General features: G+C 70.7%; 11 protein-coding genes. 2 read left to right on the plus strand and 9 right to left on the minus strand.

Annotated elements, in window-relative coordinates; all coding sequences use genetic code 11:
• Nucleotides 1-10: 10 nt before the first annotated feature.
• The 5 genes from ACFPJ1_RS08785 to ACFPJ1_RS08805 are packed head-to-tail and all read right to left on the minus strand — an operon-like array spanning nucleotide 11 to nucleotide 5,558.
• Nucleotides 11-1,525: a lyase family protein gene (locus ACFPJ1_RS08785; RefSeq protein ID WP_380102778.1), complete on the minus strand. Its 1,515-nt coding sequence runs from the start codon at nucleotides 1,523-1,525 to the stop codon at nucleotides 11-13.
• Nucleotides 1,522-2,520 (minus strand): 1-aminocyclopropane-1-carboxylate deaminase/D-cysteine desulfhydrase, encoded by a 999-nt coding sequence (locus ACFPJ1_RS08790; protein ID WP_380102780.1) that lies wholly within the window; start codon nucleotides 2,518-2,520, stop codon nucleotides 1,522-1,524. The genes ACFPJ1_RS08785 and ACFPJ1_RS08790 overlap by 4 nt, the downstream gene beginning before the upstream one ends.
• Nucleotides 2,511-3,860 (minus strand): class-II fumarase/aspartase family protein, encoded by a 1,350-nt coding sequence (locus ACFPJ1_RS08795; protein WP_380102782.1) that lies wholly within the window; start codon nucleotides 3,858-3,860, stop codon nucleotides 2,511-2,513. Before ACFPJ1_RS08795 ends, ACFPJ1_RS08790 begins: the two co-directional genes overlap by 10 nt.
• A complete protein-coding gene (locus tag ACFPJ1_RS08800; RefSeq protein ID WP_380102785.1) occupies nucleotides 3,845-4,774 on the minus strand; it encodes an XcbA family protein in 930 nt (309 codons plus the stop codon). Before ACFPJ1_RS08800 ends, ACFPJ1_RS08795 begins: the two co-directional genes overlap by 16 nt.
• Complete coding sequence (locus ACFPJ1_RS08805) at nucleotides 4,764-5,558, minus strand: phosphosulfolactate synthase (protein ID WP_380102787.1); 795 nt, start codon at nucleotides 5,556-5,558, stop codon at nucleotides 4,764-4,766. The genes ACFPJ1_RS08800 and ACFPJ1_RS08805 overlap by 11 nt, the downstream gene beginning before the upstream one ends.
• Nucleotides 5,559-5,637: 79 nt before the next feature.
• On the opposite strand from ACFPJ1_RS08805, the gene ACFPJ1_RS08810 reads away from it, so the two are divergent.
• Entirely contained in the window at nucleotides 5,638-8,853 is a 3,216-nt protein-coding gene (locus ACFPJ1_RS08810) for an ATP-binding protein (RefSeq protein ID WP_380102789.1), read from the plus strand.
• Here ACFPJ1_RS08810 and ACFPJ1_RS08815 read toward each other — a convergent pair.
• Nucleotides 8,804-9,610 (minus strand): oxamate carbamoyltransferase subunit AllH family protein, encoded by an 807-nt coding sequence (locus ACFPJ1_RS08815; protein WP_380102791.1) that lies wholly within the window; start codon nucleotides 9,608-9,610, stop codon nucleotides 8,804-8,806. The two genes, ACFPJ1_RS08810 and ACFPJ1_RS08815, sit on opposite strands and share 50 nt — an antisense overlap.
• A 4-nt stretch (nucleotides 9,611-9,614) precedes the next feature.
• On the minus strand, nucleotides 9,615-11,030 hold the full coding sequence (locus ACFPJ1_RS08820; protein WP_380102794.1) for a YlbE family protein: 1,416 nt from the start codon (nucleotides 11,028-11,030) through the stop codon (nucleotides 9,615-9,617).
• Nucleotides 11,031-11,108: 78 nt separating this feature from the next.
• Between ACFPJ1_RS08820 and ACFPJ1_RS08825 the strand changes: the two genes are divergently transcribed.
• A complete protein-coding gene (locus ACFPJ1_RS08825; protein ID WP_380102796.1) occupies nucleotides 11,109-12,083 on the plus strand; it encodes an AIR synthase related protein in 975 nt (324 codons plus the stop codon).
• A 10-nt stretch (nucleotides 12,084-12,093) separates the two neighbouring features.
• Here ACFPJ1_RS08825 and ACFPJ1_RS08830 read toward each other — a convergent pair whose 3' ends face one another.
• Together ACFPJ1_RS08830 and ACFPJ1_RS08835 are read right to left on the minus strand one after the other, a co-directional pair.
• Complete coding sequence (locus tag ACFPJ1_RS08830; RefSeq protein ID WP_380102798.1) at nucleotides 12,094-12,627, minus strand: MSMEG_0567/Sll0786 family nitrogen starvation N-acetyltransferase; 534 nt, start codon at nucleotides 12,625-12,627, stop codon at nucleotides 12,094-12,096.
• On the minus strand, nucleotides 12,624-13,781 hold the full coding sequence (locus tag ACFPJ1_RS08835) for an MSMEG_0568 family radical SAM protein (protein ID WP_380102799.1): 1,158 nt from the start codon (nucleotides 13,779-13,781) through the stop codon (nucleotides 12,624-12,626). The genes ACFPJ1_RS08830 and ACFPJ1_RS08835 overlap by 4 nt, the downstream gene beginning before the upstream one ends.
• Nucleotides 13,782-13,802: the final 21 nt, after the last annotated feature.

The following is a 13,802-nucleotide window of genomic DNA, read 5'->3' on the forward strand; positions in this document are numbered from 1 at the left end:
CCGGCACCTGTCAGCGATGCTGGTCCCCCGCGACCTGCTCGGCCTCGGCGATCAGCCGCGCCTCCGCCGCCGCGTACTTCTCGAGCTCGCGCTTCGCCCGGTAGCCCAGGTCTACGGCCTTCGCGAGGTACTCCTCGGTCATGGCATCGACCGCCTCGGGTGCGGCCCCACCGAGGGCGCTCCGCGTCGCGACGATGGCGCGGGGGTCGAGGACGGCCTTGACCTCCTCGGCTTCCAGTTCCAGCGATCGCCCGATCACGCGCTGGGCTGCGACGTCGAGATCCTCCGGGCTGATGTCCACGCCCCGGATCCCCCGCCTGCTCGCGGCGCCCACCACCTCCCCGACGATCAGGTACGCCGCCCGGTAGTCGACCCCGCAGCGGAGCATGACGAACTCCGCCAGGTCCGTGGCCTGCGTGTAGCCCTCTTCCAGCCGTTCCCACATGCGAGTCTCGTTGACCGTCAGCGTGTCGACCACCCCCTCCATCAGGGCGGTGATCCGGGTGGCGAACTCGACCGCCCGGGGAATCTCGCCGTACGCGAAGATCAGGTTGTCGCTGCGGGCGGAGGGGCTCTTCACCACGGCCAGGAAGCCGGTGAGCCGTCCGATCAGAACTCCTCCGGCGCCGCGGACGATCGACAGCGCGTAGGGGTTGCGCTTCTGCGGCATCAGGACCGAGGCGCGCGTGTACGGTCCGGCCAGGTCGACGTAGTCGAACTCCTGGCTGGACCAGATCTCGAGATCCTCCGCGAGCTTCGACTGGTTGGACAGCAGACTGACACCGGTGGCCAGCACATCGATGAAGGTGTCGGTCTGCCACATCGCGTCGCGGGTGTGGGTGATGACATCGTCGAAGCCCAGCAGGTCCGCGATCACCCGGCGGTCGTCGAGCAACCGGCTGCCGTTGACGCATCCCGCGCCGCCGGGGCTGCTGTTCAGCTGTGCGAGTGCTGACACCAACCGCTCACAGTCCCGGATCGCCGGGGGCACGAAACCGAGCAGGTAGTGGCCGAACGTCGACGGCTGCGCCTGCTGGAGATAGGTCTGGTCCGGCATGAAGACCTCGCGGTACCGCGCTGCCGTCCGAGAAGAGGTGGCCGCGAACTCGGCGGCGCCCGCGGCGAGCTCGGCGGTTAGCCCGCGGAGCAGGATGCGCAGCGCGACCCGCGCCGCCTCGCGCCGCGGCCGGCCGGCGTGCAACCAGCCGGCGTCGTCACCGATCGTGGCGACGAAGTGCCGCTCGCGCGAGTTGTAGGGCTCGCCGTGCGCCGCGTCGTACGGGAAGTCCTCGGGCCTGGTCCGATACGCCTCCAGGAGTACGCCGAGCAAAGCGGCAGCCGCACGCTCCGGGATGATCCGGCGGTGGCGCAGATCGAGCACGTGAGCGATGTCGGCGAGGTTGAGGCCGTGGTGGAGCAGCGGGGCGTCCGCGATCTCCCAGGCGAATCCAGCGTCGATGAGCTGCTGGGCCGGGCGATCCTTGGACGGGCCCTCGACCCGGCGCCCGGTGTTGACCGCTGTCATGTGTTTGCCTCCGCGCCGACGGCCCCGGATCCAATCCCAGCCTCGGCGAACGTCGTGATGAGTGTGTCGGCGGCTGCGAGTGCGCCACCGGTGCTCCAGTAGACGGTCGGCTCGCGCAACTCGGCGCGATGGTCGGCCAGCCACACGAGTGCCTTCGCGTTGTAGACCGGGTCTGCGACGAGGCCGCTGTGCCGGAGTGCCTCCCGGACGAGCCGATCGGCCACCGGGCCGGTACCGCCGGCCCTGCCGTCGACCAGCCGCCAGCGGGTCGACGGTCCGCTGCCGCCGAGCAGCCGTGCGGTCTCGACGGCGCAGGCGGCGATGCAGGGCTCGACCTCACTCGGCGAACGGGAGACCGAGACTCCGACGATGTCGACCTGGTCGGCGTGACCGTTGACGCCGAGGCCCGCGAGCAGCCCGGCGATGCTGCCGCCTGACCCGACGGGGAGGACGACCGTGGCCCGGGGGAGGTCGCGCTCGGCGAGTTGTGAGACCAGCTCGGCCGCCGCCGCGGCGAAGCCGCAGGCGCCTACCGGCGAGGCTCCGCCACGGGGTACGAAGTACGGGCGAGCTCCCTCGGCGCCCAGACGTTCGGCGACCTCGCGGGCGCCGACCTCCATGCTCTGGCGGTCGTCGGAGCCGGTGAAGAACACCTCCGCGCCGGCCCTTCTCGACACCGCGAGTGCCGCGGCGCCACGCGGTGAGCCGTACGAGACCTGCCTGACCGCCAGTCCCGTTGCCGCGGCAGCAACGGCCAGCAGGGCGGCGAAGTTGGAGCCCGGTCCACCGGCGACTACGAGCGTGTCCGCTCCGCGCTCCAGGGCGTCCGCGAGCACGAACTCAACGGTCCGGACCTTGTTACCGCCCCACGCGAAACCGGTGAGGTCGTCTCGTTTGAGGAGCAGGTGGTGCAGGCCTGGAGCGAGGTCGGCGACGTGCTGCATCGGAGTGGGGAACAGCCCGAGCTGTACCCGTGGGAGGTGGTCTAGCGCCATGATGGGCCTTCTTTCTCGCGCCGACGGCGGGCACGGGCGATCACTTCGTCAGCCATCGCGGCGGCCGCCCCGGTGTGCACACGGTCCAGCTCAGCGAGCTCGTCGGCCTCGACCTGGCCCTCGAGCACCGCCTTCAGGGTTCGGCCGGACTCGCTTGCCTCGCGGTAGGCCTGGTGCAGGGTCGCCTGCGCATGGTGCTTGCCGAGCCGTTCGGACATCGCGCTCAACAGGCGCTCCGACGTGGCCGATCCGGTCGCCTCGAGGTTGGCGCGCATCCTCGTCGGGTCGACCTCGAGAGAACTGATCAGCGAACGCGTCATCCCGGTCGCGGCCAGGGCGTAATGGCACAGCTCCGGCAGCACGGCCCATTCCGTCTTCCACGATCGGCCGTCGCGCTCATGCTCGCCGAGCATGGTGTCGTTGAGGACGCCGGACAGGGACCGGACCAGCCGCGCCAGGGTGACGACCTGCTCACTCACCTCGGGATTGCGCTTGTGGGGCATGGAGATGCTGCCGACCGTGGCCGCCGAAGTTGGCTCGCGGAGCTCGCCGAGCTCTGCCCGCGCCAGCACGTAGACCTCGTTCGCGATGCGCGCCGCCGACGTCGTCAGGCTCGCCATCACCTGCGCGAACTCGGCCAGCCGGTCCCGCGTGGTCAACCAGGAGATGGCCGGTTCGGCGAGCCCCAGCCGCCGGCAGTACGCCGTACGCAGGGGCACGGCGCTCGAGCCGAAGAAACCCAGTACGCCGACGGCGCCGCCGAGCTGCCCGACCAGCCAGCGGTCGCGGCCCGCGCGGAGGCGTTCGAGGTTGCGTCCGGTCTCGTCCGCCCAGGTCGCCGCCTTGAATCCGAAGGTGATCGGCGCGCCCGGCTGACCGTGCGTACGCCCCACCATCGCCGTCTCGCGATGCGTCTTGGCCAGGACGAGCAGCTCCGCCTCGATCGCCCACAGGTCCCGCCAGAGCAGGTCCGCCACAGCGCCGACCTCCAGCACCTGAGCGGTGTCGGAGATGTCCTGGACGGTCGTGCCGTAGTAGACGTGTTCGGCGGCGTCAGCCGGCAGCATGGCGCGCAGTACCTGGATCATCCCCAGGGTCGAGTGCGACGTGGCGCGCGTGCTCTCGCCGATCGCGGCGACGTCCAGCTCACGGTCGCGCAGTCCCGCGATGGCGGCGGCGGAGCCGGCCGGAATGATCCCGACCTCGGCCTGGGCCTCCGCCAGCGCGATGACCACCTCGAGCCAGCGCCTGACCCGGGACGGCTCGGCGAAGATCGCGTGGCTCTCCGGCGTGCTCCATTGGTGGCCGAAGATCTCGGAGTCGATCAGATGTGCGTCCACGTCACCTCCGACGTTTCGACCAGGAGCTCGATCGCGGCCCGTACCTCGGCCAGGGAGGCGCCCCACGGCACCAACCGGGCCGGCCCGTCGGCCTCGATGCCCTCCTGGATCAGGCAGCAGCGGGTGAGCGTGGGATTGCCTTCCGCGGCCAGCCACTGCCGGGGGCAGATGTCGACCCGGTCGGGCGTGCTGCCGTAGAACCAGCGATGGATCTGGTTGGACCGTTCGCACCCGAGCAGCGTCCACTCGCGCTCGGGCGGGCGTTCGTCCAGAAAGGAGACCTTGCTGCCGGGGAAGTCCATCCCGGAGCCCCGACACGGGATCAGCAGTTCGGCCGGCTGTTCGTCGTACCGGTCGGCGAGCAGGTCACGGCTGTCGACGATGTCGGGGACGACGACCACAGGCGGCAGGTCCTCCGCCGCGCTCAGCACCCGCTGGACCTGGTCGAGCAGTTTGGGTGGGCCGGGTGGATAGACGTCGACCAGCCGGATCCGCAGCGGGGCGGGGTTGAGGATGAAGCTCACGTGGGAGTACAGGCCTTCGACGATGACGCACCGGGCGCCGGTGCGCTCGGCCGCGGCGGCGAGCTGCGATGGCACCGCGGTATCGAGGGACTCGTCCACGACGAGGGCACAGTCCTCCGGCCCGGCGAGCACTCGCGCGGACCGAGTTTTGGTGAACAGGTCGGACGTCGGCAGCCGGTCCACCTCGACCAGCGCCGCCCTGCCCCCCTGACGAGCGACGACGAACCGGGTCCGGAAGTACACCTCGCGGCCGGTGAAGTGCTCGGTCAGCCAGTCCGGGTCGAGGCTCGGGACCGAGGCCACGGCTACCTGGCGGTAGCGCGAGGGCACCACGTTCGGCGCCAGCGGATCCGTAGCCCGGTCGGCGGCACGTGCCGGCTCAGCGAGCACGGGCCGGCTCCCCGATCTCGATCCCCAGCCCGATGGTGTCGGAGCGCAGTCCGAGGCGGAGCGTCTCCAGCCCCATCACGTCCTCGAGAGCGACGTTCCCGAGGTTCACCCCGGGTCCGAGCCGGCGCAGGAGGTGCGCCTGCTGCGACCGCTGCGGAGCCTCGTAGATGATCCGACCGGCCGCGGCCGAAGACGCCAGGCCGGCGAGCAGGGACTCCCGGACCGAGCCGTCCGCGTCATACAGGCCGACGGTGCCGCTCTCTCGTCCCTCCGCCACGATCCAGGTCGCGCCGGCGTCCAGGTCGCCCTGCAGCTCGGCGATCCAGTCCACCGCCGAGACGAGCTCGTGGGGATCCTTGCTGCCGACCTCCGCGAAGACCTCGAACCCGAGCGACCTCGCCAGCTGGATGAGCTCGCGCTTGTCGGTCAGCGGCAGCTCCGTGGCGCCGTTGGACACTTCGACGCACTCGAAGCCGGCCCAGGTCGCGAAGTCGAAGAACTCCGCCACCCGATCCTGGAGCCAGGCGATCTCGAGCAGCGTACCGCCGGTGCACGGCTTGACCTGATGGTCCCGGAGCAGGCGGATCTTCTGCGCGAGCGCGGGCTCGATGTACGCCGTACCCCAGCCCAGCTTCCAGACGTCGATCCAGCCGGAATAGGCCTTCAGCACCGACCGCACCGGGTCGAGGGAATACCCTTTGTCCAACACGTGGGTGATGCCGGCGGATCGTGGCTTGGCGGGCCGTTCCGGCACCGTGAGGAAGCTGGGAGGTGCCGCGTCCATCGCACCCGTTCCTTTCCGCTCGGCTCGACTGCGGGACCGAAGTCCCTCTACGATAGGTGACGATTCTACACTATAGGAGATGGCCGAAGTACTTCCCGGAGAGGAGCGGTATCTCACGATGTCCACCAGTCCTCCGCCCTCGACGGTGTTCGTCCTCGGCGGTCTGCGCGTCACCGACCCGGAGGGTCATCCGCTCGGCCCGGTTCCCGCGGGCAGGGCGGGCATCCTGCTGCGCAGGCTCGTCGCCGGCGGCGGCGCCCTCGTGGAGACGGACGCCTTGATGGATGCGTTGTGGGACGACGACGCCCCGGCGACGGCGGATCGCGTGATCGCCTCGCTGGTCAGCCGGGTGAGACGAGCCATCGGATCCGACGTCATCGCCGGTTCGGTGTCCACCGGCTACCGCTTCAACGCGGGCCGGGCCTGGACGAGCGACCTCGCCCAGCTGGAGGAACTCACCAAGTCGGCGCAGGCGCGAGCCGCGCTGAGCCCGGCCGTGACGGTGACCGCGGCGCGGCGCGCCTTCGCGCTGCTGGCCGGCGGCAACCCGCAACTGCCGCCCGCGTTCGCCCAGCACAGCTGGGCCGAGGAACAGCAACGTCATGTCGACGCACTCACCCGTCGCCTGAACCGCGCGCGGTGGGATGCCGAGGCGCGCCTCGGGATGTGGAGCGACATCGCGAGCCAGGCCGAGGCGGTTCTCCGGCACATCCCGCACGACGAGCTGGCGGGCTGCGCGCTGATGGACGCGTACTGGCATCTCGGCGACCGGGTGGCCGCCCTGCGCGTTTACGAAGAGCTCCGGCTGCAGCTCGGCAACGAGCTCGACGTCGAGCCGAGCCCGCAGAGCGACGCGCTGTTCAGCGCGATCGTGAGCGGGGCCGAACCAGGACCGGTGTCAGTTCTCGGTCCGGCGGCGACCGGGACCTCCGAGCTGATCGGCCGGGCCGAGGAGTTCACCTCGATCGTCGGCCGCTGGCACGACGCCGCCGCTGGTCACGCGGGCTCGGTGGTGATCACCGGAACGCCCGGCTCCGGGCGCTCGTCGCTCGCCCAGGCCCTTGCCGACAACGCCGATGGCAGTGGCGCCCGGGCGATCCGGGTCGACTGCTTCGAGGGCGAGCGCTCCTCCCCGCTCCAGCCCCTCGTCACTGCGTTGAGCCGGATCCTGCTGTCGACCGCGCCGGAGGACCTGACGGCTCTGCTCGGGTCCTGGACGGACACCGCGGTCGAGCTGGTGCCCGACCTGCGTGATGTCGTCGGTGCGCCCGACTACCAGCGGGCTAGCCCGGAGATCGAGCACCGCCGCGTGCTCAACACCATGCGCCACGTCTTCGCAACAGCAGCGGAGGAGCAGCCGCTACTGCTCTTCTTCGACGACCTGCATCTGGCCGGCACCGCCACCGTCGAGGCGCTCCAGTGGCTCCTCCACTCCTTCGGCGAGGTGCCACTCCTGGTGGTCGCCACGGTGCCGTCCGACCGCCTGGACGCGGAACTGGGCTCCCTGGCCGACAGCAGCCTGCTGGTCGAGCTCGGTCCGCTGACGGAGTCGGAGGTCGCCCAACTGGCGGCTCAGGCCCGGGTCCCCGACGAGGCGGCCTTCGTCTGGGAGCTGACCCAGGGCCGGCTCATGTTCGTGGTCGAGGTGCTCGCGGCGCTGTGCCGGGGGGAGGACCGCTCGGACATTCCCGGGACGCTGAGATCGATGGTCCTCAACCGGGTACGCCGCAGCGGCCGCGAGGTCGAGGACCTGCTCCAGTCCGCCTCGGTCATCGGCACCGCCTTCGAGCTCGAGACGCTGGAGCGCCTGGTCGGACGTCCGGCGGTCGACTTCATGCCGGCCGTGCAGCAGGCGATGGCGGCCGGCTTGCTGGCGTCCCGCAACGACCTGTTCGTCTTTTCGCCGCCGATCCTGGGTCGGACCCTCTATGACAACCTGCCCGGACCGATCCGGGTACTGCGCCACCGGCAGCTGGCGGAGATCTTCTCGGCGAGGCCGGAGCTGCGGGCACTCCACCAGGAACGCTCCGGGCTGACGCCGGCCGCGGCCAGGTCGTGGTACGAGGCGGCTGTGCTGGCCCGCCGCTCGTTCGCGAACGCCGACGCCGTTCGGCTGTTCTCCTCCGCTCTCGACTGCGCCCGGAAGGCGGCCGACCAAGAGCTGGAAGGCCTGGCCCTGATCGGCCGGGGTGCGGCTCACGAGGAGCTCGGCCAGTTCGACCTGGCCACCGACGACCATCAGGAGGCGGAGTCCCTGGCCGTCGCGACGGGGCAGCATTCGCTCCGGGCGACCGCGGTCGAGCGCCTCGGCTGGACGGCGTACTACCGCCGGGACGTCGAGGAGGCCGTCGCCCGCGCCGAGGAGGCATCGCGGATGCCCGGCGCGGGGCCGAGCGCCTGGAACCTGCTCGGCCGGACCAAGCACTGGGCCGGCGACTTCGACGCGGCGTACCGGGCCTACGAACGAGCCCTCGACGGGCTCGGCGACGAGGAGGAAGCGGTACGGGTCTCGGTACTCAGCTGCCTCGGCGCCTTGCTCGCCCACGCCGACCGCTACGGCGAGGCGATCGACGTCCTGGACGAGGCGGTCGGGGCGGCGCACCGGATCGGCGCGTTCCACCCGCTGCTGCGTGGTCTGTTCTTCGCCGGCCTGGCGCGCGCCAACGCCGGAGACCTCTCCGGAGCGTTGACGGCACTCCAGACGAAGGCCGCGATCCTCGAGCGCTACGACGTCTCGTTCTACCGAGCGCGGACGAACACCTCGCTCGCGTGGGTCTGGCGCGAGCTCGGCGAGCCGACCCGGGCCCACGACCTGTCCGAACTGGCGCTCGAGCAGTCGCGCGAGGTGGACGCGGGCAGTCTGCAGATCGAGCAGGAGCTCCACGCACTCTGCTCATTGGCCGACTCCGAGCGTCTCGACGGCCAGCTCGATCGGGCGGCGGAGCGGCTCGAGGTTGCGTCCGAGCTGATCGAGCACTGGCTGCCGTTCAAGTGGCGCGCCGACCTGCGGATCCGCGAGGTGCGCGCAAGGTTGCGGCTCGAGGATCCCGAGGCGCTACTCGAGGCTGCGCGGGCGGCCGGCTCGGTCAAGTACCAGGCTCTGGCTCTCCACCTGCAGGGCCGCGGCGAGGACGCCGCCGTCCTGGCCCGGCAGACCGGCTCACTGCTGCTCCTGGGCGAGGTGGGCGCACCTGACGAGGCGCGAGATGCCCTCCGCCGCCTCGAGGCGAGGTTGCCTCGCCAGCTCAGGCCGAACTTCTCGCAGGCGGGACGCCTTCCGGCCGGACGGGGTTGACGCTCGCGGCGGTTGCGAGGCCGATCCCCCACAGGAGCGCGGTGCCCGACGAGCCGCCGATGGCCGAGACCGTCGCGACCGCGTGGTCGAACGCCGGGCGGTCGTGACGGGCCGCACAGGCGACCAGGTCGTGCACCGGCGCCACGCTCTGACCTCGGGCAGCCCAGGCCAGGAAGGATCGGCTGAGGGTCGTGGTGGCGGCATCCCGTGCGACGCGCAGCAGAGTGTCCTCGTCTTCGCCGCGCCACGCGTGCACGAGCAGGAGGCCGGCGAGTACGTCGTCGCCGGTGGGCGTCAGACCTCCCCCGCGGCCTTGGAGCAGCTCGCGCGACGCAACGAGATCGCCGGCGGCCACGGCGCTTCGTACCGAGTGCCATCGTGGCTCCAGGTCGGCGGGGACAGCCAGCGACTCCAGCATCGATCCGAGCGCCGACGCCGCGTCGTGCAGGTCCCCGCGACCCGGCCGCCACGGCGCGAAGAACGTTGCTCCGCCGAGCTCGACCTGCCATTGCGACGAGCGCAGCCGGGCGCCGTCGCGCCATACGGCCAACCCCTCGGTGACGCGAGCTGGCGGCTCGGCCACGATCAGATGGATCGGCCCGGGCGCGACGGCTGGTCCCGCGATGGCGTAGACCTCGCCGCCGACCTGGACGTAGCAACCGTGCCGGAAGGTACCGACCACCGTTCCGCGGGCACCGTCGATGTGGGCGGCATCGACCCCCGAGCCCACGACGAGAGGCCGCAGGTGCGCGGGCATCGTGTCAGGCGAGGCGACGGTCGAGGTCGAGCAGGGCGTCGATGAAGCACGCGATGGGAGCCCAGGCCACCCCGGCACCCACCTGGCCGCTGCCGTCCGACGCATGGATGACACCGGTGTTGACCGCAGGGGTGATGCCCAGCTCGACCACCTTGCGCACGTCCACGCCGACGGGCGTGCCGATGTTGTCCAGGATGGGCAGCCGGAAGCGAGGACTCTCACCCGCGCAGATCCGCTGCATGCTTCGCGTCGCGGCGATCGCGTCGGACATCCGGCCACCGAGGAAGCCCGCGACAGCAGGCGAGTTGGCCGCGGCGGGACCACCGAGTCCCACCAGCTCGAGCACAGCGCTGTCACCGATGTCCGGCGCGCTCGTGTCCGGCCCGTATCCCGGGTAGTACAGCGCATCCTGGATCGGCGGTGACGGCGCGAGGAACCAGTCGCCGCCGCCGGCGAGGCGGACGCCGTACGTCGAACCGTTGCGCGACATCGTGGTGACGATGCTGGACTCCGGCACATCCTTGGCCCACTCCACCAGGGACTTGGCAGCCGCCATGGCCACGTTGAGGAACATCAGGTGGTTGCCGCTGAGGAAGGTCGCCACCTCCGGCGCCGCCAGGTGGGTACTGCGGACCAGGTACGGAAGCAGGTCACGCAGGAAGAGGTTGGTGGTCGCCTGGACCCGCATGTGGACGTCGTCGCCCATCGGGACACCCTGCGCTGCAAGGGCGAACACGTCGACCGGACCGCGCGACGCCAGCGCCTCGGCCAGCACCGGTCCGACCGCGTCCCGGACGAACCGCAGCCGCTCGATGGCCTGATCGTTGTCGACGCCGAACCACTGCACGGCACCTGAACCCTGGTTGATGCTCGAGTACGCCGTGGTGCCCCCGGCCTCGTTCTGCACGACGTACACCGGTGCGGACGGGCCAATCGAGGTGGCCATCGGCACGACGGTGCTGTGCTCGTTGGCCGGCTGCAGCCGTACCTTGCCGGACTCGACGAGAGCCCCGGCGGCGACGACGTCCTCGGCCCAGCCCTCCGCGACCACGGCGGCACGCACCGAACGCTGCAGCGGGTCGGGCATGTCCTGCCAGGCGATGGCCGGACCGCAGTGCAGGATGTCACGCGCGCCGAAGCCCGGGATGACGTCGCCGGCGCGATCGACGCCGACCAGCATCGGCACGCCTTCGTTGAGCCGGCGGATCACCTCCGCGTTCGCGCGCTCGATCCGGTCGGCGCGGGGGCCGAGGAGCCGGGCCAGCGCGGCCACAGCCTCGGAGTCGCCACCGGCCGGGATCCGCCAGTCCACCCCGATGACCGCTTGTTCCTGGGCGCGCAGCGCTGTCTCGAACAACGGCAGCCCGATGTTGACCACGTCCACGACGTTCGGCAGTTCGACGACAGGGGGCACACTCATCAGGAAGCCTTTCGACGGTTGGTCCGGCCGGGCTGACATCTCTCGACCGATATGGGCATTTACTATAAGATACGCGACATGACCAGTCCACCCCTGCTTCGCACCGAACCTCCGCTGGCCGACCTGGTGGCGGCGGTGCGTTCGCACGCCGGCGTCTCGGGCAAGTCCGCGATCGCCCGAGTCCGGACCTTCGTCGACACCAGCGACCCTGTACACGGTCCGGGCGACGACGGCGCGGTGGTGGAGCTCGACGGAGCCAGCGCGGTCGTCTGCGGCGAAGCGATCGCCCCCGCGTTCGTACGCAAGGACCCGTACGGCGCGGGCATCGCCGCAGTACTGGCGAACGTCAACGACGTGGCCGCGATGGGTGGCATCCCGAAGGCCATCGTCAACACCGTCGTCGGTCGCGATGCGGACGTGTCGGAGGTACTGCGCGGCATGCGCGACGCGGCCTCGATGTATGACGTGCCCATCGTCGGGGGGCACCTGACCCAGGCAGACTCCGACGCGTCGCTGTCCGCCTTCGCGCTCGGTCAGGTACGGCGCCCGTTGTCGATGGCAAATGTCCGACCGGGTCAGACCGTACTGTTCGCCGCCTGCCTGGACGGCACCATGCGCGCGGACTTCCCGTTCTTCACCTCGATCGACCAGCAGTCCGCGACCCTCGCCCGTGACGTACGCCTGCTCGCCGAGGTCGCCGAGACCGGGGCCGCGGTGGCCGCCAAGGACGTCTCCATGGCCGGGGCTCTCGGCTCGCTGGCCATGCTGCTCGAGTTCACCCGGCATGGCGCGCGGGTAGACCTCGACCTGATGCCGTATCCCGCCGAGACGGATCCGCTCCGGTGGCTGCTCGCCTTTCCTACCTACGGATTCTGGCTCACCACGACGGCGGACCGGGTCGCTGATTGCCAGGGGGTATTCCATCGGCACGGCCTGACCTGCGAGCCGGTGGGTCAGGTGACCGAGACCGGCCAACTGACCTTGGCGCGCGGCGGAAGCGAGGCGATCATGATGGACCTCGCCACCGAGGCCGTGACCGGCCTGTGGATCTAGCTGTTGGGATCTAGCCCGCTCGCAAGCCCGGCATCTCCAGCGGCGCCTCGAGCAGCACCTGGTGCGGCCTGCCCAGGTGCTGCGGCGCGAGCGCCTGAGCCAGGTCGAACAGCATCGGCTGGTGGTCGAACCCGCAGTACGGCTCGGGATCGCCGGAGCGAACCCAGCCGAGCCGCTCGAAGAACCGCACGTTAGGCAGCTGGATCTGCGCCCTCATCCAGCCACCACCGTTGGCGGCGGCGGTCGCGACCGCGAAGCGGACGAGCTCGGCGCCGATCAGGGACGAGCGGTGCGAGGGGAGCACGGCGAGCCGGTCCCCCTGCCATAGACCGTTCTCCAATGGATAGACGCGCACCGTGCCGGCGGCCTGTGCTCCCCGCGCGGCCAGCACGTGGATCGTGCTCGGCTCGATGTCCCGCAGGTCGATGTCGGTCAGCCTCATGACGCGCTGTTCGAGCACGAAGACCTGGTGACGGATCGAGTAGTGCACCGTCAGATCCGGTCCGGCCGCGCGCCAGATACCGATGTCCGCCGACGGGTTCACGACGCACGCCCCGGCATCAAGCCCCCAAGCTTGGGCATCCCCAGCTGGATGGTCCGCTCCAATGAGCCGAGCGCGGAGCACGCCTGGCACCGCGCGCAGCCGGCCGAGACCTTGTCTGCCGTCAGCCCGCGCTTGACGAGCTCCGGCGCCACCGCCCGGGCGATGCTCTCGGTGTAGGCCCGGCTCGGCGGGGTCGCGTCGGCCATCAGGCTGCCCGGGACCGGCCGGAGCGGAACGATGAACGGGTAGACCCCGATGTCGATGGCCCGCTTGCACCCAGCCAGCGTCACCTCGGGATCCTCGCCCATCCCGAGGATGACGTAGGTCGAGACCTGCCCCTCGCCGAACCGCTCGACGGCGTACTCCCACGTCTCGAAGTACCGCTCGATCCCGGTCCTCGCCTTGGGCGGAGCGACCCTCGCCAGCACGTCGGGGTCGAACGACTCGACGTGGATGCCGAGCGAGTCGATGCCGAGGCTGTGCACCTTGTCGATGACGGCGAGATCCGTCGGCGGCTCGAACTGCACCTCGACCGGCAGCCCCGAGGCCTCCTTCATGGCATGACCACACTTGCTGACGTAGTAGGCGCCGCGGTCCCTGCCCAAGGTCGAGCCGGTCGTCAGCGTGATGTCGACTGCGCCGTCGAGGTCGCGAGCCGCGACAGCGACCTCCGCGAGCTGCTCGGGCCGCTTCACCTTGACCGTGTTGCCCGACGAGAGCGAGACACCGATCCCGCAGAAGGTGCACTGGTCGCTGTTACCCCAGTAGGCACAGGTCTGCAGGACGGTGCTCGCGAGCGAATCGAGGTGCATCAGGGCGAGCTTCCAGTACGGCGTCCCGTCGGCGGTGGACAGGTCGTAGAAGCGCGGCCGCCCCGCCGGTGTGGCAGAAGCGAGCCTGACCCCGTCGCGGTAGATCCCGTGGCCGGAGTCCTCGGCCACCAGGGACAACGGCGTACTCGCGACGTACTCGGCGTCGACCGGAACGGTGACCGGCGTGCCCTCCACCCAGATCATGCCGGCGTCCGACGGTCCGGCACCGCCGGGCCTCCGCTCCAGCGGACCGGAGACCTTGAGCCCCTTCTCCTGGAGCTCGAGGATCAGATCGCTCAGTCGACTACCGTCATCGATGGTGGCAATGGCTGTCCGGTTCACGAGGGCTCCTTCCGAGCGCGC

Source organism: Kribbella qitaiheensis, assembly GCF_042657745.1.
GTDB classification, from domain to species: domain Bacteria; phylum Actinomycetota; class Actinomycetes; order Propionibacteriales; family Kribbellaceae; genus Kribbella; species Kribbella qitaiheensis.

Coding starts and splice junctions, on each gene's coding strand:
- ACFPJ1_RS08785 (WP_380102778.1), bottom strand. CDS start 1,525: ATGACAGCGGTCAACACCGGGCGCCGGGTCGAGGGCCCGTCCAAGGAT.
- ACFPJ1_RS08815 (WP_380102791.1), bottom strand. CDS start 9,610: ATGCCCGCGCACCTGCGGCCTCTCGTCGTGGGCTCGGGGGTCGATGCC.
- ACFPJ1_RS08790 (WP_380102780.1), bottom strand. CDS start 2,520: ATGGCGCTAGACCACCTCCCACGGGTACAGCTCGGGCTGTTCCCCACT.
- ACFPJ1_RS08820 (WP_380102794.1), bottom strand. CDS start 11,030: ATGAGTGTGCCCCCTGTCGTCGAACTGCCGAACGTCGTGGACGTGGTC.
- ACFPJ1_RS08810 (WP_380102789.1), top strand. CDS start 5,638: ATGGCCGAAGTACTTCCCGGAGAGGAGCGGTATCTCACGATGTCCACC.
- ACFPJ1_RS08805 (WP_380102787.1), bottom strand. CDS start 5,558: ATGGACGCGGCACCTCCCAGCTTCCTCACGGTGCCGGAACGGCCCGCC.
- ACFPJ1_RS08825 (WP_380102796.1), top strand. CDS start 11,109: ATGACCAGTCCACCCCTGCTTCGCACCGAACCTCCGCTGGCCGACCTG.